The following is a 21,015-nucleotide window of genomic DNA, read 5'->3' as shown; positions in this document are numbered from 1 at the left end:
GCCGTCTGCTTGCCGGAAATCAGACAAAAGACTGCGGTCGACCGTGAAAAAGGGGCGAGTTTACCTTGCCGGGTGCTTGCTGATAGCGACTAGATGACGTGAGATCGCACGAATTTCTGTTTCCAGCGAATCGATTTCCTGCGCAATACCGTCGAGTTGAACATTTTTGGCCCGTACTTCAAGGCTACTGGCGACCCGTACGGCGGGCTCTGCTGCAAAACAGGCGAGCGATCCCCGAAAACTGTGGGCCAGTCGTTCGAGCGTTGCAGCATCGTTGTCGGTTAGCGCATCACGCATGCGAGCGAGATCGCGCTCCCAGGTGTCGAGAAAAACGTCGGCAATGATTTCGACAGTCTCGCGGTCTGCGCTGCGCAGTGCTGCGGCATAGTCGAAGGCACCGGGTTCCTCGTCCGGCGGGTCGATTCGTGCCCCGAAACCGAGCAGTTTCTCAAGCAGCTCCTTGGTCTTGATCGGCTTCGAGATGTAGTCATCCATGCCTGCCCGGAAACAGGCTTCCCTGTCGCCCTGCATTGCTGCCGCCGTCATGGCAATGATCGGTGTCCGCACCTGTTGTTTGATGGCCTCGCGCTCGCGGAACAGGCGTGTTGCATCTAGCCCGCCCATGACCGGCATCTGCATATCCATCAGGATCAGGTCGAACGATTGGTGATCGAGAATATCCAGCGCTTCCTGGCCGTGTTTGGCCAGGGTGGTCCGATGTCCCCATTTTTCCAGCAGGCCGAGAGCCAGTTTCTGATTGGTCGGATGATCTTCGACCAGCAGGATATCCAGCGTACGCTGCAATTCGCGCAGTGCATGGCGTGTGACCAACTGGGTTGGCGGTGCCGATGGTTCGCGGCTTGCGTTGTCGAAAACCCGACAGAGTGCGGCAAGCAGTTCTTCCGAGGCGATCGGCTTCGAGAAGAAGCCGGCGATACCGGCTTCCTGGCATCGTTGGCCATCGCCGCGCATGGCACCGGATGAGAGCATCAGCATCGGGGGCAAATCGGCATGTTCGCTGCGCAGACAACTGGCCAGTGCATAGCCATCCATCTCCGGCATGTGGGCATCAAGGATGATGCAGTCGAAGCCGCGGGTGTCATTGCGCATCAGGACCAGCGCTGCGCTGCCTGAATCGACGTCTTCGGTGATCACGTTCCAGGCGGCAAGCATGCCGCACAGGACGCGACGGTTCGTTGCGTTGTCATCGACGATCAGCATCCGTCGCCCGCGTAGATCAATCTGGCAGGCGGGCATGGGGGCCGGTTGGGCATCGATCTCCAGCGGGATGGCGAAATGGAAGGTGCTGCCCTTCCCCGGCTCGCTGATCAAGCCCATTTCTCCGCCCATCAGTTCGACAAGGCGACGTGAGATCGACAGGCCGAGGCCGGTACCGCCGTATTTGCGGGTTGTCGAGGTGTCTTCCTGCGAGAAGGCGTCGAAGATCAGCAGCTGCTTGTCCTGGCTGATGCCGATGCCGGTGTCGCGGACGGAAAACTGGATCGTGGCCTGCGGGTCGAGTTTTGCGGTCAACGAGGTTTTGAGGGCAATTTCGCCCTTTTCGGTAAACTTGATCGCGTTGCCGATGAGATTGAGCAGAACCTGACGAATCCGGCTGGGATCACCGATGACCTGGCGCGGAACATCATGCTGGATCTCGCAAACCAGCTCGATGTTTTTCTCATGGGCGCGCAGGGCCAGCGTCTTCAAGGTATCGGCAATGACACGATGGAGATCGAAGGAAATATGCTCGACCAACAGTTTGCCGGCTTCGATTTTTGAAAAATCGAGGATATCGTTGATGATCGTCAGCAAGGCTTCGGACGATGATTTGACGATGCTCAGGAATTCGCGCTGTTCTTCGGTCAACGCCGTATCCAGGGCCAAATCCGTCATGCCGATGATGCCGTTCATCGGCGTACGGATTTCATGACTCATATTGGCCAGAAAATCGCTCTTTGCCCGGCTGGCCGCTTCGGCCGCCTCCTTGGCGAGCAGGCTGGCGGCTTCGGCCTGTTTGCGCTCGGTAATGTCGATGATCGTGCCAAGCAGACCGTAAGGGCTGCCATCCCGCCGGTTGAGCGACGCTTTGCGATAAATCGTGTCAAAGCGCAGGCCGTCCTGGTTGTGCACCGATGCCTCGTAAATCTGGGTGCCTTTGACGGCGAAGAGTTCGGCGTCCTTCTCGGCATGGATACGGGCATCTTCCGGCGAAAGCACATCGAACAGTGTGCGTCCGATGAAATCCTCGCGGCGGACATTGAACATCAACTCGAAGGCGCGGTTGAGCCGCATGTAACGTCCGGCGGTATTCTTCATGTAGACCGGCAGCGGGATGGCTTCGATCAACTCCTCGACCAGGTGCAGTTGTTCTGACAACTGGCTTTCCATCAGTTTTCGGTCGGTGATTTCGGTCCGGATGCCGATATATTGCTCCGGCTGCCCGGCTTCATCGAGCAAGGGAACGATGGTCGCATTGACCCAGTAAAGGTCGCCGTTCCGGGCCCGGTTGCACATTTCGCCATGCCACACCTGACCGAGGCTGATCGTGCCCCACATGTCGCGGAACAGCGACGTCGGATGCATGCCTGAATTGACGATGCGATGGTTCTGCCCGATCAGTTCTTCAAGCGTGTAGCCACTGATCGCACAAAACCGATCGTTGGCGTAAAGAATGGTACCGTTGGCATCGGTGATGCTGACGATGGCGTGCTGGTCGAGGGCAAATTTCTGGTTGGCCAACTGGCGGCGACCTTGCTCACTTTCAGCGACCAGCTCCCCGATTTTTTGCGACAGGACAGCGATATCGTCATCGGCCAGCGCCTGCTCATTTTCAAGCGGATCGCTTTGCGGCAGCAAATCCCGGGCAACTGCGCGCAGCGATTTGAGTGCACTTTCACGCCCGGCCAGTTCGTTGCGCAGCTTGTCGTTGGTTGCCGACAGTTCGCCTGATGAGATTTCAAGGCTGCGCGTGCGCAACTCAAGGTCACGCTCGTATTGATCGTAGCAACTGCCGACCCGCTCAAGCAAATCCCCAAATCCGGCCAGCAGCCCCTGCAACGCCGGATCAGCCGTTTCAGCTGCCGCCTGCAGGGTGGCCAGCAAACGAGCGAGTTCCGTCTCATCGGCGACGCCGATGCTGCGTTTAAGCTGGCGCAGAAGGGTCTTTTGCATGGCTTGTCGGTTCAGACTTCTCCGAGGTAGGTGATGGTCATTGTCTGATTATGCAGCTTGCAGGATGTGCCCGGTGTGAATGGGCTGATTTCACCATAAGAATAAAACCCGGTGAGGACGGCTTTGCTGCCGAAAATCTCGGCAACGGCTTCGACTTCCTCATCAACGCGGGTACCCATGACCAATTTGCGGCCAACGCAGCTGACCAGGATGGCCAGTGATTCTCCGGGTGCTTCGAGCAAGGATTTGGCTGCTTCAGCAGCTGCCTCGGCCCCGTTGACCAGTTTATCCGTACTGGCGTGCATCAGCTTGAGATAACCATTAACGTTGATTTCTCCAGCAAGGGTCAGGCTGCCGCTGGTTTCATCGACGCCCAGGATGGTGCGAATCAGACCGATGGCGTTGTGATCCTCGCCGAGCATCGCAAAAGGAAACAACAGGCCAGAGGCCGGCAGGTCCTGGGCGTGTTCGCCAAGATAGCGTTTGTAGATGTCGAGCGCCGGCTCGCCATCGAGTTCGTAAAGAATATTACCCTCGCAGCGCGTCACCTTGCGGGCCGGGCCGAAGGGTTCCCAGCCGCCGAAGGAGCCATGGCCGAAGGACAGAGCGTTGCCGCACAGACCGATAGCGACGACCCCATGTTCGGAAACGCCTTCCTGGCCAAGCGTGAATGTCTGCTTGAATGCACCACCATCGCCGGCCAAACCGCCGGTGATCGGCACTGCATTGCCGATGATGCTGGTCAGTCCGTCAACCAGGGCGCTGCCATTGATATTGACCCCCGGGCCGAAAATCAGCACGGTTTTCAGGTCGACCGCAGCAAGTTGCCGGCCAATGCGTTCGCCGGCCCCAAAGGAGTCGGCCATTCCGGTAAGCTGCGTGCTGGCCGCAAGTAAGCGTGTAGTGGCAAATTTGACAGCGGTGATCGTGCAGCTTCCATCATCGACACCGTCAGAAGTGATTTCCCCTGCCGTTGAACAACCGAGTTGTCGGGCTTTGGGGAATGCGGCACGCAATGTATCGGACAGACCGGGTTCGGTCATTTGGGGTACGGAGCCGAAAAGAAGCAGCAGATCGGGATCGGCCAGCGATAAAGAAGCGAGTTTGCTGTTCAGCTCGGCTGCTTTCCGAATGACAATCTGTTTGATGTGCATGACGCTTCCCTTTGGCGTGTATTTATGACAAAAATATCACAAATAAGGCCGGTTTTTGTAATTTTGCGGCTTAAATCTGACTAAAACAGTGACATCATGATGAATCTTCCCGTGCCGGATCCAGACGCTCTCGCCCATAGCGAGTCTTTGAAGCAATTGATTTCAGACGAAATATCCAGGAATTCCGGCCAAATTTCGTTCAGCCGTTTCATGGAGTTGGTCCTCTATGCGCCGGGTCTTGGCTACTACACCGCGGGGGCACGCAAGTTTGGCGCGGCTGGTGATTTTGTCACTTCTCCGGAAATGACGCCTCTTTTCGGCCAGGCAGTGGCGCATCAGGTTGCACAGATCATGCAACTGTCAGCGCCGGTCATCCTCGAAGTGGGGGCCGGCTCCGGTCGCCTGGCGGCCGATTTGCTGCTGGCTCTTGAACAAATCAATGCGCTGCCAACCCAGTACCTGATTCTTGATTTATCGGCTGACCTGCGGCAACGGCAGCAGGAAACGCTGGCTCAAGCCGCCCCTCACCTGCTTTCACGGGTGACCTGGCTGGATGCCCTGCCCGATCAGTTTTCCGGTGTTGTCCTGGCCAACGAGCTACTCGATGCCATGCCGGCCGATATTGTCGCGTGGCGCGACCCGGCTATCGCCGAACGCTGTGTCGGCATTTCCCCAGAGGGATGTTTCACGTGGATCGAACGACCCGCAACCGGTGCGCTCTTGGCCGCGGCAGAAAAAATTGGCGAGCAATGTCACCTGCCGCCGGGTTTCGAAAGTGAAATCAGTCTGGCGGCGGGCGCCTGGGCGGCAGAATGGGGACATCGCTTGCAGTGCGGTGCGTTGCTATTGATCGACTACGGGTTCCCAAGGCGTGAGTTTTATCACCAGCAACGCGGGCGCGGGACCTTGATGTGCCACTACCGTCATCATGCGCATCCGGATCCGTTTTATCTGCCCGGTTTGCAGGATGTCACGGTCCACGTCGATTTCACGGCGATTATCGCGGCTGCCCATGGTGCCGGCCTGGAGCTTCTTGGCTATACCAGTCAGGGCCAGTTTTTGCTCAATTGCGGCATTCTCGAGTGCCTGGCGGCTCTGCCCCAGGCGACGCCGACATACATCCGGGCGAGCGGAGCGGTGAACAAACTGCTGATGCCGCACGAGATGGGCGAGCTGTTCAAAGTGATCGCCATCGGGCGAAATATCGAAGACAGCCTGTGCGGCTTCAAGAGTGGCGACCAGAGTCACCGTCTCTGATCTTCAGCGTCTGGCCAGCTCGCGGAATTGATTCGGCTGACCAAGAATCAGTCGGCCGAATTCATCGAGCAGCGCATCATCGAGCTGCAGCGGCGAAATGGTGAAAATGGCGCTGCCCAGGCGTTCCAGATTGCGTGTTTCGAGGATTAGGACGCCTTTGTCGAAATCAGCCTTCCAGCGTGCATTGACACTGATTTGAGGCTGAATTTCGAATTCTGCACGTTCGACAAAGCGGCGCTGGTTGCGGAATTCCTTGCAGGTGAACTGCAGGCCGAAATCGAAGAGTTGTGTACGGAAACGCTCGATCGCCAGTCCCTCGCGTTCGACGATGATCGTTCCGGGGCTGCTCAGCGAGTATGAAAAAGTCACCAGTTCGATCAGGGCGCCGTCACCCTGCGATTGCTTGCGGTAATCCGAAAAACCTTCCTGCCAGTTGAGCCGGTTGAGCTTGATCGTATCCAGCAGAACGTATTCGCGCGGGATTTCTGGTTTGACGACATTGAGTTGCTGGACAAAGTCGTGCAGATAGAAAAACAGATAGTTCAATGCCTGGTCGATGGCGACGTTCGAGGACGTGCGCTGGGCCAGGGCGGAATGCAGTTCACGCTGCCGAACATCCGCCTGCTGACGTAGCTGGTCGAGCAGACCGCCGCGCTTTTCCACGGTCAACGCAGCCTGATCGGCTGATTTTGCTTGCGGCTTGGCCGTTGCTGGGGAGGCACTGGTGCGGTTTGGGGCGAGCGCAGGGAAAACCAGTTGCGGATCGCTCATGCCAGCTCTTGACGCAGCAACATGCTCTTGTTGGGCACGTTTCTCGGCAGCATCGAGATCAAATGTCGCAATATCGGCGAGCAATGATGATTCAAATGCGGCGATATCGGTGGTGCGCTCCGTGCTGCGATCCCGTTTGGCCTGGATGGCCCGAAGAATGGCAGAAGAGGTGTCAGGTGCGTCGTGCTGGCTCATTGCTTTGACAGGTTTTATAACTGTACTAAAGTAGTATTTTCTCCGGATTGGAGCAAGAGCAACATGGATATTTCCTCACTCGGCAGTCTTTCTTCTGCCCTCGCACAAGCCCAGACCGGAGATGCGGTCGGGACGCTGGTGCTCAAGAAAGCGATGGATATTCAGGCGCAAAGTGCCATGCAATTGATTGCTGCACTACCCGATGTGCCGAACAATCCACCGAATCTGGGTAACAGCGTCGATATCAAGGCCTGATTTCGGCCAGCCAGTCCTGCAAGGCGGCGGCAACGAGCGGCCATTCCTTTTCATGGGTGACGGCATGGCCCATGCCGCGGAAAATATGGGCCGGCAATCCATAGGTCTGCCCAGTGGTCTGGACCAGGAAGGCGGGAACCAGTACATCAAGTTCGGCTCCCAGGATCAGCATGGGCGGACGATGCATGGCGTGCAGATTGGGCAGATTGAACATCGACATGTCCCACAGCGCACGGTGCGATTCCGGCTGCATCCGGTCGAGCCAGGCGGCCAGCATGGTTTCGTCGATTTCACCGGCAAACAGCGCTTCGCGCAGGATTTCGGTATCCGGGTAATTGCCGCTCATGATCCGGTTGATGTCCATGAACAATTGCGGTTTCTGGAACATCAGGTGGAATTGTGCGGCAATCAGGCCCTGCGGCGGCACCGAGCAGACCAGTGCGGCGCCCGGTACTTGATGACGCTCAAGGTATTTCTGGACGATGAAGCCGCCCATCGAGTGTCCGACCAGGACCGGCGTTTCGCCCAGCCAGTCGACCACCGTGCCGATGTCGTCGACGTAATCGGTGACCGAATGCCAGTCGATCTGGTCGCGGCCATGGCTGCCACCGTGACCGCGCAGCGACACGGCGTAACAGGGATAGCCGGCCTTGGCGAGAAACGGCATGAAGGTTTCGGTCCACATCCAGCCGCCGGCAAAAGCGCCGTGCACGAAGAGGACGGGCGGACGTTTTGTTTTCTTGGCAGGCAGGCAGGAAAAAACTTCTAGCCCTTCAACGATTTGATTTTTGAGCATGGGAATCCGTTGGGTGAAGCGTGATTAAATGCGACTTTCACCCTGCTGTGCAAGGCAAAATGTTGAAATGGATCTTGACGCTGGTTATCGCGATTTTTCTGCTGGGCATCATCAGCCCGCATCTGGCGCGCTTTATTCGCTTCGGCAAGCTGCCGGGTGATACGGCTTTTCGCTTTAGGGGCCGGACTTACGCTTTTCCGTTTGCTTCGACCCTGATTTTCTCACTGCTGCTCTGGCTGGTTTCCCGCATCATCTGAGAGCGCCTGGACGGCCTTGACCCGTGCCTGATGAATGCGTTCGGGAATGCTCCCCTTATCGCTGCAGGCGGCCGCGATTTTCCCGGCTTCGACCCGGTTGACCGCAGCAAGGGCGTCCAGCAGCCGTTGCGGGCTGTGGTAAGGCCGGTTTTCCCAACCCAGCCGACCGGTGTAGTCACACAGGCAGGTGTCGAGCAATTGCTTGAAACGCTCCGGGCGACGCAGCGCGTCGGTTTTCTCGAAAAGCGTGACGATGGTGCTGGCTTTCAGGTCGGCAGAGCGATGCACGTTGCCGTGGTAGCGCGCCATCAGGAAAGCCAGGTCACGGCAGTCGTTCGGGACCTTGAGGCGAGCGCCCAGTTGTTCGGCCAGGCGAACGCTGCGTTCTTCGTGACCAATGTGGCGCGGCAGGATGTCGGCCGGCGTTTCACCCTTGCCGAGATCGTGGGTCAGCGCCGCATAGCGCACGGCCAGCCCGAAACCGCGCCGGGCCGATTGGTCGATGACCATCAGCGTGTGTATGCCGGTATCGACTTCAGGGTGGTAGTCGGGGCGCTGAGGCACACCGAACAGCTTGTCGAGTTCCGGCATCAGGCGCAGCAGCGCACCACACTCGCGCAGCACTTCGAACATGCGCGATGGCTGGTCTTCCATCAGGCCTTTGGCCACTTCCTGCCAGACACGTTCGGCAACAAGGTGATCGACCTCGCCGCAATCGACCATCTGGCGCATCAGCCCCATTGTTTCCGGGGCAACGCTAAAGTCGCTGAAACGAGCGGCAAAACGGGCAATGCGCAGGATGCGTACCGGATCTTCGGCAAAAGCCGGACCGACATGGCGCAGGATTTTGGCCGCCAAGTCGCGTTGACCGTGAAAAGGGTCGACCAACTGGCCATCATCGCCCTTGGCCATGGCATTGATCGTCAGATCGCGCCGGGCGAGATCTTCTTCAAGCGTGACATCGGCCGCCGCGTGGAAGGTGAAACCGTGGTAACCGTGACCGGACTTGCGTTCGGTGCGGGCCAGTGCGTACTCCTCCTGCGTTTTGGGATGGAGAAACACCGGGAAATCCTTGCCGACCGGACGGAAACCATGGGCCTGCATGGTTTCCGGGGTGGCGCCGACGACGACGTAATCGCGGTCGGCATTGGCCCGTCCGAGCAATTCGTCGCGGACAGCGCCGCCGACGATGTAAATCTGCACGGTCGGGCCGGCGGGCTTAGCGCCCGGCGCGGAAGCGGAAGCTGTCGAGCTTGCCCTTCGGCGTGTTGAGCGCGATGTAGGACGGGGCGATGGCTTCGAGGGCCGTCGGCTGCCAGTGGGCCAATACCGTGGCACCCGGCTGGCCGACGCTGTCGACCTGCATCGAGCGCAGGTTGTCCGGCGAAAGCAGCGGATTCGGTGCCAGCCACATCAACCCGGCCTGCAGATAGGCCCAGCCTTCCGACAGGGGCAGAATGGTGGCATTGCTGCCAGTCAGCTCAGCGGTGTAGTCCACCAGTTCGCGTAGCGTGTAAACCTTGGGGCCGACCAGTTCGTAGGTCTGGCCGAAAGTGGCTTCGTCGCTCAGGCTGTCGACGAAAGCATCGGCTACGTCTGCCGCCCAGACAGGCTGGAAGCGGGCATGGCCGAAACCGAGCGGGAAGATCGGCAGCTTCTTCAGGGCGGAAGCAAAGGTGTTCAGGAAGGAGTCGCCGAGGCCGAAAATGACCGACGGACGGAAAACCGTGACATCGAGTTCGTTCTTGGCGGCGAGCACGAGGGCTTCACCATCACCCTTGGAGCAGAGGTATTCGGACGGGCCTTTCGAGTCGGCCTGCAGGGCGCTCATGTGCACCAGACGACGGACGCCGGCTGTTTTGCAGGCCGCAATGATTTTCTTCGGCAGTTCGACGTGCGCCTGTGCGAAGTCGCGGCTGTACGGCAGCTGGACGTCACGGCTGTGCAGGATGCCGACCAGGTTGATCACGGCATCCTGACCCTGCATCAACGCGGCCAGCGTTTGCTCGCAGTGGATGTTGGCTTCCGGCATCTCGATGTTCGGCTGGATGATCAGCGCCTTGGTGCGCTCGCGACGACGGGTCGGAATCGTGACTTCGATACCGCGTTGCGACAGGCGATTGGCGATATAGGTACCGATGAATCCGCTACCCCCCAGCAACAAGACTTTTTTGATGGCCATCTGGAACCCCGAAGTCGAAACTCGAAAAACTTGAATTTTAAGGCAAATCTGCGTCTTTTGGCGCATCCGATGTGCGCGCGCCGACGACACCCAGCCGGGCTTTCAGCGAATCCGGCTTGCCATTGAACAGGGCCGAGTAATAAACCGCATTGCTCATGACTTTCTTGACGTAGTCGCGTGTTTCGCTGAACGGGATGGTTTCGGCATAGATTGCCCCTTCCAGCGGACGCTCGGCGCGCCATTTCTTGGCCCGGCCCGGCCCGGCGTTATAGGCGGCAGAAGCCAGTACCGGGTGATTGTCGAGGTTTTCCATGACCAGGCGCATGTAGCTGGTGCCGAGCAGGACGTTGGTTTGCGTGTCGTGCACCTGGCTGTGGTTGTACTCGCGCAGGCCAATTTTCTTGGCCACCCATTTGGCGGTTGCCGGCATCAACTGCATCAGCCCGGAGGCGCCGACATTCGATTTTGCACTGGTAATAAAGCGGCTTTCCTGGCGCATCAGACCGTACACCCAGGCATCATCGAGCGATTGATTCTGGGCTGCCGGCCGGACATGCTCGCCGTAAGGTGCGAGGAAGCGCAGGCTGTAATCGTGTTCGTTCTTGGTCCGGTCGGCGGTGTTGATCGCCCGGTCCCAGATCTGGTTACGCTTGGCCAGGTCGGCGGCGGCGAGCAGTTCGCGATCATCCATGCCGCGCAGCGACCAGTTCCATTCCTTGACGGCTTCTGTTCGCATGTCGAGCCGGAAAAACGCGAGAGCCCGGCGAATGCCCGGATTTTCCCGCGCTGTTTTTTGTTCTTCGCTGGTTGGCGGTTTGGCCTTGGGCGGTGGCATGACGCTACGACCCAGTTCCTCATCGGCCAGATTGCCGTAGAAATTGGACTGGCCGGCAATCTTTTCGAACAAGGCATCGGCATCCGTCGTCCGGCCACCGGCTTTCTGGGCGCGGCCCAGCCAGTAGATCCATTCGGGTCTGGCCGCCAGTTCGGGCGGCATCGATTCAATGGTTTTCAGGACGGTGCCCCATTCCTGGGCGCGCAGTGCAGCACGTACCTTCCATTGGTAAGCATCTTCGGAAAGCGTCGTCTTGCCGGCGGCATTGAACCAGGCCACGGCTTCCGGCATGTGTTTCTTGGCGGCCTGCAGGCCGATCTGACCCCAGGCCCACTGCTTTTCAGAGTCCTGCATCTTGCCCTTGAGCTTGTCGAGCTCGTCGGCTGCGGCACGTGGGTCGTTGGCTGCCATCCGTTGAATGGCGATGGCTGCCAGTTCGCGCCCTGCCCGGCTCGACGCCCAGTTGCCTGGCTGGCGGACGAGATAGCCCATCGAATTGCTGATCGCACTGTCGAGCGCCCGACTCTCCGGGAGCTGGCTGTCCGGCAGGTAATTCAGCGTGGTCTTGGCCCAGCCCGGGCGGTTGGCCTCGATCTGGCGACGGGCGCGTTGCCAGACATCGTCGCTGCTCATGCGTTGGCCGCTGACCAGTGCGTCGATCACCGGACGACATGGTTCCGGCGGCTCAAGCTGGGTCAGCCAGAGTTTTGCGGCTTCATCGAGAACGGTTTTGTCGTCACGCGCCAGACGGGCTTGCTGGTTGATGCAAACGACGTCCGGTTCCGGGGCGATCAGGCGGGCGTATTCCGTTTCCACCTCGTTCCACGTGGAACGCTTGGCCAGCCAGCGAATCCAGTCGACGCGCAGCTTTTCGGCGACATAGCTTTTCTCGTTGCGCTCGAAGAAGGTGCGCATCGCACTGGCGTCGCCCTGATCCATCCACATGCGCAGACGGTAACTTTCGACGTAAGGCGCCAGTTCGTGATTGCCGAGTTGGGCGGTTGCGCGCTCCAGCTTGTTGCGGTCGCCAGCCCGGAAGGCGTCACGGGCGGTGAGGAAGGCGAGGTCGCGGCTGTCCTGCGCGAAAAGAGGGAAGGAAAGGGACAGGCTTAAAACGAGAAGGCGAAACTTCATGCTAGATTTGACGAATGAGTGAGCTGATCGAGGATAACACGGGCTGGCGGCGGGCGTTGCGGCGCGAGATGGTGGCGCGCCGGTCGGCCATGCCGCCAGCCCGTCATGCGGCCTTGTCGGCCGAGATTGTCGGGCATTTGCTGAGCGGGCTGCCGGCGCCTCGGATTGCCGCATTTTGCTGGCCGATCAAACACGAACCGGATGTGCGGGCGATTGCCGAGCCCTGGGCAAAGCGAGGCGTACATCTGGCTTTACCGGTTGTCGTCGCCGAGGCCAAACCGCTGGCATTTCGCTTGTGGACCGCGACAACGCAGCTCAGTCCTGACCGTTACGGGATTCCGACGCCGCAGGATGGCGAATTTGTCCATCCGGACCTGATTTTGCTGCCACTTAATGGCTTCGATGCTGCAGGTTATCGGCTCGGTTATGGCGGTGGCTATTTTGACCGGACGCTGGCTGCGCTTGAGCCGCGCCCGTTGGCGGTCGGCGTCGGTTTCGAGATCAACCGGCTGGACAGCATCCGGCCGGAAATACACGATCAGCGTCTCGACTGGATCGTCACCGAAAACGGCATTTTCAGTCCGTCGACCGCCGGATGCTGAACAGGCCGAGGGCGAAGAGCAGCGAAACAAGCATCGCCAGCAAAGCCTGGCGCAGATCGTAAAGCCCTGTGCGCATGGCCAGTTCGATGGCGTTGCCGTGTTGCAGGGCGAGCAGCATTGCGGCCAGTGAGATGGCCAACCAGGCCCGACGACGTGTGCTGCCCTGCCCTTTGAGCAGGAAAAGTTCGGTCGCAATCCAGGCCGCACTGGTTTGTGCAACGGCGGCCAGTAACAGGGCAAAAACAGCGAGCGTGTAGGGATTCATCGTGCGGTGCAGGCTTGTTTGAAACGCCGCAGGGCTTCTTCGAGCGTGCTGCGCGGACAGCCGAAATTCAACCTGAGCCAGCCGGGAGCGCCAAAATCGGCGCCATCCGACAAACCGAGGCCGTGTGCTTCAAAGTGGGCGGCCGCTTGAGCCAGTCCGAGTGAGCGCACGTCGATCCAGGCCAGGTAAGTGGCTTCGACGTGACTCATTTTGATGCCCGGAATGGCGTTGACCGCAGCTTCCAGTAAATCGCGATTGCCGGCCAGATAGGCGATCAGCTCGTGATGCCACTCGGTGCAGTCACGATAGGCCGCTTCGCAGGCGGCCAGACCGAGCACATTGACGTGCGGCACGATGCCATCCATGGCGCGCAGGAAACGGCGGCGCAGGCCGGCATCCGGAATGACGGCAAAAGCGCAGCCGAGGCCGGGAATATTGAAGGTTTTCGACGGGGCCATCAGCGTGATACTGCGCTTGGCCGCATCGGGCGACAGACTGGCGAAGGGGATGTGGTGCTTGTCGGCGTCGAGAATCAGGCCGCAGTGGATTTCATCCGAACAGACGATCAGGTCGCGTGCCTCGGCAAACGCCGCGAGATCGAGCAGTTCCTCCCGGCTCCAGCAACGGCCGACCGGGTTGTGCGGATGGCAGAGCAGGAAAAGGCGGGTTGCTGCGGTCGACGCCTCGCTCAGGGCATTTTTGTCCCAATGCCAGCGCCCGTCGGTTTGGGCCAGATCGACCCGGTTGAGTACGCGTCCGGACAATTTCGGGGCCGACAGGAAGGGCGGATAAATCGGCGTGGCAGTCAGCACTTCGCCATCGATCGCACGACAGGCAATGTTCAGCCCGCTGACCAGACCCGGCAGCCAAACGATCCAGTCAGCTTCCACTTGCCATTGATACTCGCTCACAAGGTGAGTGAGTACTGACTCTGTGAGCGATGTCGGCGCATGACCATAGCCAAAGACAGCATGCGTCAGACGTTCTTGCAGCGCCTCAAGCACCGCGGGCGGCGCTGCAAAATCCATATCGGCAACCCACAGGGGCAGGATGTCGCGACCGGCGTACTTGCTCCATTTAATGGAGCCGGAAGCTTGCCGGTCGATGATGCGGTCGAAAATACTCAAACTTCGAGGTGCTGATAAAGAGCGGTGGACAGATAGCGTTCGCCGAATGACGGAATGATCACGACGATCAGCTTGCCGGCATTTTCTGGGCGTTTGGCCAGTTCGAGTGCCGCCCAGGTGGCTGCGCCGGAAGAAATGCCGACCAGCAGGCCTTCTTCGGTTGCCATTTGGCGTGCCGTGGCAAAGGCATCTTCATTCTTGACGCGAATGACTTCATCGTAGGCGGCCGTGTTCAGCACGCCCGGCACGAAGCCGGCGCCAATCCCCTGAATCGGGTGTGGTCCCTTGGCGCCGCCGGACAGTACCGGTGAAGCGTCCGGCTCGACGGCAACGATCTTGACGCCCGGTTTCCGTGCCTTGAGCACTTCGCCGACGCCGGTTATTGTGCCGCCCGTGCCGACGCCGGCAACAAAGATATCCACCTGGCCATCGGTATCGCGCCAGATTTCTTCAGCCGTCGTGCTGCGGTGAACCGCCGGATTGGCCGGGTTTTCAAATTGCTGCGGAATGAAGTAGCGCGCATCGGCAGCGGCCAGTTCTTCGGCTTTCTTGATTGCGCCGCCCATGCCTTCGGGGCCCGGCGTCAGAATCAGCTCGGCGCCGTAGGCCTTGAGCAGCAGCTTGCGCTCGCGGCTCATTGTTTCCGGCATGACAAAGGCGCACTTGATGCCGCGTGAGGCGCAGACCATGGCCAGGCCGATGCCGGTATTGCCCGAGGTTGGCTCAAGGACGACGGTGTCCGGCCCGATTTTGCCGGCCAGTTGTGCTGCGTCGAGCATGGCAACGGCGATCCGGTCCTTGACGCTGTGGCCGGGGTTGAAAAATTCGAGCTTGGCAGCAATGGTGGCACCGTTGCCGGCGTTCAGGTGATTGATGCGAACCAGCGGGGTATTGCCGACCAGTTCAGTGATGTTGTTGGCGATTTTCATGGTGGCTCCAGAGTTCAGTCGCGCAGATTGTAGGCGAGTCCATCGGGCTTGTGGGTAGAAACGCAGTCACGGGCGGCATTCCCGAAAAGAATGCACTGCCCTAGCCGCGCTCCGCTTGCCCGGGCGATTTCAAGATCTTCCCGCGTGTCCAGCTGATCGACGTGAATCAGTGCCCCTGCGGGAAAGGATGGGGTGCCGAGCGTTGTAACCAGATATTTGACGATATCCGGCGCAAACAATTCCGGATGCTCGCCCTGGCTTGAGAACGCAATCCGATAGCCGCGCTCGCGGTAATTTTCAACCGCTGCGGCGAATCGGGCATCATCCGGATGAATGCCGGTTTTCAGCTCCAGAACGATGTCGACCGGGGCAAGCCCGCAGCATTTGAGGATGGTTTCGAAAACCAGCCCGTGCTGGCTGGGAACGGCCAGCAAATGGCGGGGATGGACAGACAGCTGCAAGTAGCCGCCGGCGTGGCGGTGCTGGGCGAGGAAATTCAGGGCATGTACGGTGCGGCACAGGCGGTCGAAATGCACGACCGCCTCATCCGACGTGCAACGCTGGTACGCAGCGTCGCTGTCCAGAGCCTCTCCGACTTCGTTCTCGGCGGCGAGCAAGGCCTGGTGGCCGACGACTCGCCCGGTTTGCAGATTGACGATAGGCTGGAACAGCGAACGCAGGCGCAGCCCATCATGCCAGGCGGCGGCCCGTCCTTCCTCAAGATAAAGCGTGCTTTCGCCAACGGCATTGTTGCGGTTGAAATAGTGGATCAAGTCGATCAGCGGCATGTTGCTCTCCTGCGCTATTTCTTCAGATAAATCTGATCGAAGCTGCCGCCATCGGCAAAGTGGGTCTTTTGTGCCTTCTGCCAGCCGCCGAAGGTGTCGTCGATGGTCACCAGCTTGATCTTCGGGAACTGGGCCGCATACTTCGCCGCCACCTTGGCATCACGCGGCCGGTAGTAATGTTTGGCGGCGATGTTCTGGCCTTCTTCGGAGTACAGATAGTCGAGGTAAGCCTGGGCCGTCAGGCGCGTGCCGCGCTTTTCAACGACTTTGTCGACGACTGCTACCGGCGGCTCGGCGAGGATGGAGAGACTGGGCGCGACGATTTCGAATTTGTCCTTGCCGATCTCGTTGACCGCCAGCTGCGCCTCGTTTTCCCAGGCAATCAGTACGTCGCCCAGGCCGCGTTCGACGAAGGTGGTCGTCGAGCCACGAGCGCCGGAATCGAGTACCGGTACATTCTTGAAAATGGCCTTGAGCAATTCGGCCGCCTTCTGTTCGTTGCCGCCCGGCTGCTTCAGCGCCCAGGCCCAAGCTGCCAGATAATTCCAGCGGGCGCCGCCCGAAGTTTTCGGGTTCGGGGTGATCACGCCGACGCCCGGCTTGGCCAGGTCGCCCCAGTCCTTGATCGCTTTCGGATTGCCTTTGCGGACGAGGAAGACGATGGTCGAGGTGTAAGGCGAGGAGTTGTTCGGAAAGCGCTTCTGCCAGTCGGGCGGAATCAGCTTGCGTTCGACCAGTGCGTCGATATCGTAAGCCAGCGCCAAGGTGACGACATCGGCTTCCAACCCGTCGCGCACGGCCATTGCCTGTTTGCCCGAGCCGCCGTGCGACTGGCGGAAATTGATCTGCTGGCCGGTCTTGCCCTGCCAGTGCTTGCCGAAGGCAGCGTTGAAGTCCTTGTACAGCTCGCGGGTCGGGTCGTAGGACACATTGAGCAGCGAGGTCTGGGCAAAGGCGCTGCTCAGGGCGAATACTGCGGTCAACGCCGCAGAAAGAATGATTTTGCGCATGAAAAACTCCAGTCATGGGGCCGAAATGGCGATGACTGGAGTTTAGGTAGTGCGCTTTATTCTGTGAAAGAATTGATTTTCACAAAATTATAACCAAATAGAATTAACCAAGAAAAAGCTTGTAAGCCGGGTTTTTGCTCTCGTCCCAATGGGCGTAGCCGAGGTTCTTCAGGAACTCCCGGAATTGACCCATTTCGCCCGGCGGCACCTGCATGCCGACCAATACCCGGCCATAGTCGGCGCCGTGGTTGCGATAGTGGAACAGGCTGATATTCCAGCCGGCACTCATCTGGGTCAGGAAATTCATCAGCGCGCCCGGCTTTTCGGGGAATTCGAAGCGGTAGACCAACTCGCTCATGCCCTGTTCGCAGACCTGCGGGGCGTGACCGCCGACCATGTGGCGAATGTGGTTCTTGGCGATTTCGTCGTCGGTCAGATCGATGGTCGGGTAGCCGTGCTTGCTCAGTTGCTCGACCAGCTTGGTCGATTCGTTGCGGTCAACGACCTGCAAACCGACAAAAACGTGGGCTTCGCTGGCCGTGTGATAGCGGTAGTTGAATTCGGTGACGTTGCGCTTGCCGATCAGGCCGAGGAATTTTTTATAGGCGCCCGGCTTCTCCGGCAGCGTCACGGCGAGCACGGCTTCGCGGCGTTCGCCGACTTCAGCCCGCTCGGCGACGAAGCGCAGACGGTCGAAATTCATGTTGGCACCGGAGGTCACGGCGATCAGGTTCTTGTCTTTCAGCTTGTGCTGGCGGGCGTATTCCTTGGCCCCGGCGACAGCGAGCGCACCCGCCGGTTCGAGAATCGAGCGGGTGTCTTCGAAAACATCCTTGATCGCCGCGCAGATGGCATCGGTATCGACCAGGATCACTTCATCGAGGTATTCCTTGCACAGTCGGAAGGTTTCCTCGCCGACGAATTTGACGGCGGTGCCATCGGCAAACAGGCCAACCTGGTCGAGCCGGACGCGCTTGCCGGCAGCCAGCGATTGCTTCATGGCGTCGGCATCGAAGGTTTCAACGCCGATCACCTTGATTTCCGGACGCAGGCGCTTGATATAGGCCGCAACGCCCGCCGCCAGGCCGCCGCCGCCGATGGCGCAGAAAATGGCCGTGATCGGCCCATTGTGGCGCGAATGCTGGCGCAGGATTTCCATCGCCACGGTACCTTGGCCGGCGATGACTTCCGGGTCGTCAAAGGGGTGAACGAAGGTCAGTTTCTCGCTTTTTTCCAGTTCGACCGCGTGGGCATAGGCTTCGTCGAAAGAGTCGCCGTGCAGCACGACTTCGCCACCGCGTGACTTGACCGCGTCGATCTTGATGCCCGGTGTCGAGGTCGGCATGACGATCACGGCCCGGCAGCCCAATTTGCTGGCTGACAGTGCGACACCCTGGGCATGGTTGCCGGCCGAGGCGCAGATCACGCCGCGCTTCAGCTTTTCGGCAGAAAGGCTGGAAATCTTGTTGTAGGCACCGCGCAGCTTGAAGGAGAAAACCGGCTGCATGTCCTCGCGCTTGAGAATGATCTTGTTGCCGACCCGGCCAGAAAGGTTGTTGGCCAGTTCGAGCGGCGTTTCGATTGCCACGTCGTAAACCTGAGCATTCAGAACTTTTTCAAGGTAGTCGGGGACGGCATGCATGGTGGATTTCCGGTAAGGCAAAAGACGAAATCTAGCAGCTTAGGGGCGCCTTTGTCTTTCCAGGCATTGCGGGGCAAGGGTCTTCAGCGCAGAATTGGCGAAAAAACAGGTCTTTCAGGGAGAAGTAATGTTGTCGGAAAAGCTTGCTACGCGGGTGAGTGCGGTGGTTGCTGCCGTTTGTGCGATTGCTTTCGCAGCAGTTGCCTTGTTTTCATTGCTCACCTTCTCGAAAGCGGAGCGAGCCAGTGCGGAAGAGGCTGCCCGGGGTCAGGTATCGGCGGTCGTCGATCTGCTTGAGCTGACCTCAAAAAGTCACGAGGCGGCGGGCATGAAACGCTTGGGCGTGCTCAAGACCATGCTGGGTGACACGCTGAAAGCCGCTGATGTTTCGACCGAAAAGGACGCTTTCGGCCTGCCGGTTTTCCGGGTTGCCGGCGAAGTGGTCAATGCCAATGAGCGTTTGATGGCTCGCTGGAAGGAGATTCTGATTGCCGAACCTGCGCTGCTGCTCCTGAATAGTCAGGGAGAGATGGTGCGCGTTGCCACCTTGCTCAAGGACAAGGAGGGCAAGAGCATGGTTGGCAAGCCGATTGCAGCCAATGCGCCGGAAACCCTGACGGTTTTGGAGGGCAAGGAATGGTCGGGCGTTGTCCAGCGTGGCGGAAAGTTTTATGTCAGCGCATTTTTGCCGCTCAAAAACGCCCAGGGCAAGGTGTTGGGGGCCTGGTCGGTGCGCAGCGATGTCAGCGAAGACATGGGGCGCCTGAATGAAACGCTGAAAAAAATGAAATTCGGCGATACTGGTTACCCGTACGCGATCAAGATCGAAAAAAATACGGATGACAGCTTCCTGACCTTGCATCCCAAGCTGGAGGGCAAGACGGCGCGCGAAGTTCAGGGACCTTTGCCGATGCTGGCGGCGCGAATGTCCGCCAAGGATGAAGGGACCATCGTTTATCCCTATAACGACGAAACAGGCCGGGAGCGCGAAAAAATCGTCGTCTTCAAACGTTCGCCGAGTTGGGGTTGGACGGTCGCCGGGGGAACCTGGATCGATGAATACAACAAGAATGCAAGCTCGATTCGCCTGCAACTGGGGTTTGCCTGTTTGCTGGGGGCCGTGCTTTGTGCTCTTGCCGCCTGGTTTGCGGCCACACGGGGCCTGGCCGGCGTGCAGCCGGTGGTTGAGGGCGTTCGTCGCATGGGGGCGGGGGATTTTTCCCAGCCGATTCCGAGCGCCAGTTGCGAAATCGGCATCATTGCACACGAGGCAAATACTGCGCGCGACAACATCGGTCGCTTGATTGGCAATATTTCAAGCGCCTCGGCCACCGCCTTCTCTTCTGCCAAGTCGCTCGAACAGGCTGCGTTGGCAGCCACCTCTTCCGCCGATGAGCAATCCGCCTCGGCGGCTGAACTGGCGACGGCAATCGAACAGCTTTCGGAAAGCATTTCGCATACGGCGAATCAGACCCGGCAATCGGCCAATGCGGCAGGTGAAACCCTTGCGCTGGCCCAGCAGGGTACTTCTGCGGCGAATTCGGTCTCTGCCGAAATGCACAAGATCGCCCAGGAAACGGCTAGTGCCGAGGCCTTGATGGCTCAGCTGGCGGTCAATGCCAGCGAAATCGCCGGCATGGCCAGTTCGATTTCGGAATTGGCCGATCAGACCAATCTGCTGGCACTCAATGCGGCCATTGAAGCTGCGCGGGCCGGTGAGGCCGGGCGGGGTTTTGCCGTGGTGGCCGACGAGGTGCGCAAATTGGCCGAGAAGTCGACGCAATTCACCAATCGTATTGCCCAGACGGTTTCTGCCACTTCGTCCGGCACGGCCCGTGCGGCCGAAGCCGCCAAGCAGATCGCTCAGCAGGCCCAGGAGGCCCGACGTCTGGCGGCCGATGCTGAAACAGCACTGGGGGCGATTGCCGAAGCAGGTCGGCGCTCGGTTGAGGCATCGACCGAGATCGCCAGTGCGGCACAACAGCAAGGTGCAACCAGCCACACCATTTCCCAGGCGGTTGAACGGATTGCCGAAGGTGCCGAGTTGAATTCGAACCAGGCCAGGCAGTTGCTCGGAGAAGTCCGGGCGCTTGAAGGTGTGGCACGGGGTCTGGAACAGAGTGCGGCCAGCTTCCGGACTTGAGCCTGCTTGAATTTGATCCGGTGTATGGTCTGTGGGGGCTTGGCCTCTACAGTTTTCTGGCTGCGACGCTATTGCCCGGAGGTTCGGAAGTCGCGTTGTTTGCGTTGCTGCGTCTCCAGCCGGAATCGTTTTTTGCCGCTTTAGCCGTGTCGACCGCAGGCAACACGCTGGGCGGCATGTTTTCCTGGGGTTGCGGGCGCTACCTGCCACGTTGGCAACGCCTGGAGTCGCTGCCGGCCAAGGCATGGGTCGAGCGCTGGGGAAGCCCCCTGCTGCTCTTCTCGTGGTTGCCGCTGATTGGCGATGCCCTGTGCATCGCGGCCGGCTGGTTGCGCTTGCACTGGGCGGCCTGCTGCCTGTTCATGGCGCTGGGCAAATTTGTCCGTTACTGGCTGGTGGCCCAGGGCGCCATCGGTCTCTGAACGAAGGTTGAGCATTCCCCATTTGCCGGTCAAATTGGCCGGTTTGCAGGGAAAGCTGAACTTTGCCCGGCCGGACC

The 21,015-nt window shown here is 59.5% G+C and carries 19 protein-coding genes; 6 read left to right on the top strand and 13 right to left on the bottom strand.

All coding sequences use genetic code 11. From position 1 onward, the window contains the following. Positions 1–60 precede the first annotated feature (60 nt). Positions 61–3,174, bottom strand: coding sequence for a response regulator (locus tag KI614_RS16065; RefSeq protein ID WP_226406934.1), 3,114 nt, complete (start codon positions 3,172–3,174; stop codon positions 61–63). Between the two features lie 11 nt (positions 3,175–3,185). Beyond that, positions 3,186–4,328, bottom strand: coding sequence for an FIST signal transduction protein (locus tag KI614_RS16060; protein ID WP_226406933.1), 1,143 nt, complete (start codon positions 4,326–4,328; stop codon positions 3,186–3,188). Positions 4,329–4,424: 96 nt separating this feature from the next. Between KI614_RS16060 and KI614_RS16055 the strand changes: the two genes are divergently transcribed. Continuing rightward, entirely contained in the window at positions 4,425–5,585 is a 1,161-nt protein-coding gene (locus tag KI614_RS16055) for a class I SAM-dependent methyltransferase (RefSeq protein ID WP_226406932.1), read from the top strand. A 3-nt stretch (positions 5,586–5,588) separates the two neighbouring features. Here KI614_RS16055 and KI614_RS16050 read toward each other — a convergent pair whose 3' ends face one another. Next, positions 5,589–6,551 (bottom strand): hypothetical protein, encoded by a 963-nt coding sequence (locus KI614_RS16050; RefSeq protein WP_226406931.1) that lies wholly within the window; start codon positions 6,549–6,551, stop codon positions 5,589–5,591. A 63-nt stretch (positions 6,552–6,614) separates the two neighbouring features. Between KI614_RS16050 and KI614_RS16045 the strand changes: the two genes are divergently transcribed. After that, positions 6,615–6,806, top strand: coding sequence for a YjfB family protein (locus KI614_RS16045; RefSeq protein WP_226406930.1), 192 nt, complete (start codon positions 6,615–6,617; stop codon positions 6,804–6,806). Here the strand turns inward: KI614_RS16045 and KI614_RS16040 are convergent. Further along, positions 6,796–7,602, bottom strand: a complete 807-nt coding sequence (locus KI614_RS16040; RefSeq protein WP_226406929.1) for an alpha/beta hydrolase — start codon at positions 7,600–7,602, stop codon at positions 6,796–6,798. The two genes, KI614_RS16045 and KI614_RS16040, sit on opposite strands and share 11 nt — an antisense overlap. Positions 7,603–7,661: 59 nt before the next feature. On the opposite strand from KI614_RS16040, the gene KI614_RS16035 reads away from it, so the two are divergent. Continuing rightward, positions 7,662–7,859 (top strand): DUF2905 domain-containing protein, encoded by a 198-nt coding sequence (locus KI614_RS16035; RefSeq protein WP_203468017.1) that lies wholly within the window; start codon positions 7,662–7,664, stop codon positions 7,857–7,859. On the opposite strand, the gene KI614_RS16030 is transcribed toward KI614_RS16035, so the two are convergent. The 3 genes from KI614_RS16030 to KI614_RS16020 are packed head-to-tail and all read right to left on the bottom strand — an operon-like array spanning position 7,824 to position 12,010. After that, the gene (locus KI614_RS16030) at positions 7,824–9,062 is read right to left on the bottom strand and encodes a multifunctional CCA addition/repair protein (RefSeq protein WP_226406928.1); all 1,239 of its coding nucleotides are present in this window, start codon (positions 9,060–9,062) and stop codon (positions 7,824–7,826) included. The two genes, KI614_RS16035 and KI614_RS16030, sit on opposite strands and share 36 nt — an antisense overlap. Before the next feature lie 16 nt (positions 9,063–9,078). After that, the gene (locus tag KI614_RS16025; protein ID WP_226406927.1) at positions 9,079–10,041 is read right to left on the bottom strand and encodes a complex I NDUFA9 subunit family protein; all 963 of its coding nucleotides are present in this window, start codon (positions 10,039–10,041) and stop codon (positions 9,079–9,081) included. 37 nt (positions 10,042–10,078) lie between these two features. After that, a complete protein-coding gene (locus KI614_RS16020; RefSeq protein ID WP_226406926.1) occupies positions 10,079–12,010 on the bottom strand; it encodes a lytic transglycosylase domain-containing protein in 1,932 nt (643 codons plus the stop codon). A 14-nt stretch (positions 12,011–12,024) separates the two neighbouring features. Between KI614_RS16020 and KI614_RS16015 the strand changes: the two genes are divergently transcribed. Next, positions 12,025–12,612, top strand: a complete 588-nt coding sequence (locus tag KI614_RS16015) for a 5-formyltetrahydrofolate cyclo-ligase (RefSeq protein WP_226406925.1) — start codon at positions 12,025–12,027, stop codon at positions 12,610–12,612. On the opposite strand, the gene KI614_RS16010 is transcribed toward KI614_RS16015, so the two are convergent. The 6 genes from KI614_RS16010 to ilvA all read right to left on the bottom strand — a co-directional run bounded on the left by KI614_RS16010 (position 12,587) and on the right by ilvA (position 18,373). After that, positions 12,587–12,877, bottom strand: a complete 291-nt coding sequence (locus KI614_RS16010) for a hypothetical protein (RefSeq protein ID WP_226406924.1) — start codon at positions 12,875–12,877, stop codon at positions 12,587–12,589. The two genes, KI614_RS16015 and KI614_RS16010, sit on opposite strands and share 26 nt — an antisense overlap. Then, a complete protein-coding gene (locus KI614_RS16005; RefSeq protein ID WP_226406923.1) occupies positions 12,874–14,004 on the bottom strand; it encodes a MalY/PatB family protein in 1,131 nt (376 codons plus the stop codon). Before KI614_RS16005 ends, KI614_RS16010 begins: the two co-directional genes overlap by 4 nt. After that, positions 14,001–14,933 carry a cysteine synthase A gene (gene cysK / locus KI614_RS16000; protein WP_226406922.1) on the bottom strand — a complete coding sequence of 311 codons (933 nt, stop codon included), beginning with the start codon at positions 14,931–14,933 and terminating at the stop codon, positions 14,001–14,003. The genes KI614_RS16005 and cysK overlap by 4 nt, the downstream gene beginning before the upstream one ends. A gap of 14 nt (positions 14,934–14,947) precedes the next feature. Next, entirely contained in the window at positions 14,948–15,721 is a 774-nt protein-coding gene (locus KI614_RS15995) for an EAL domain-containing protein (protein ID WP_226406921.1), read from the bottom strand. 14 nt (positions 15,722–15,735) lie between these two features. Further along, a complete protein-coding gene (locus KI614_RS15990; protein WP_226406919.1) occupies positions 15,736–16,731 on the bottom strand; it encodes a sulfate ABC transporter substrate-binding protein in 996 nt (331 codons plus the stop codon). 103 nt (positions 16,732–16,834) lie between these two features. Further along, positions 16,835–18,373 (bottom strand): threonine ammonia-lyase, biosynthetic, encoded by a 1,539-nt coding sequence (gene ilvA / locus KI614_RS15985; protein ID WP_226406917.1) that lies wholly within the window; start codon positions 18,371–18,373, stop codon positions 16,835–16,837. Positions 18,374–18,500: 127 nt separating this feature from the next. Between ilvA and KI614_RS15980 the strand changes: the two genes are divergently transcribed. Next, positions 18,501–20,516, top strand: coding sequence for a Cache 3/Cache 2 fusion domain-containing protein (locus tag KI614_RS15980; protein WP_226406915.1), 2,016 nt, complete (start codon positions 18,501–18,503; stop codon positions 20,514–20,516). Continuing rightward, positions 20,513–20,938: a YqaA family protein gene (locus tag KI614_RS15975; protein WP_203468005.1), complete on the top strand. Its 426-nt coding sequence runs from the start codon at positions 20,513–20,515 to the stop codon at positions 20,936–20,938. The genes KI614_RS15980 and KI614_RS15975 overlap by 4 nt, the downstream gene beginning before the upstream one ends. Positions 20,939–21,015: the final 77 nt, after the last annotated feature.

Source organism: Dechloromonas denitrificans (assembly GCF_020510665.1).
Lineage (GTDB): Bacteria > Pseudomonadota > Gammaproteobacteria > Burkholderiales > Rhodocyclaceae > Azonexus > Azonexus denitrificans_B.
The sequence above is the reverse complement of the archived record's forward strand: the minus strand, read 5'-3'. Positions and strand labels throughout refer to the sequence as shown.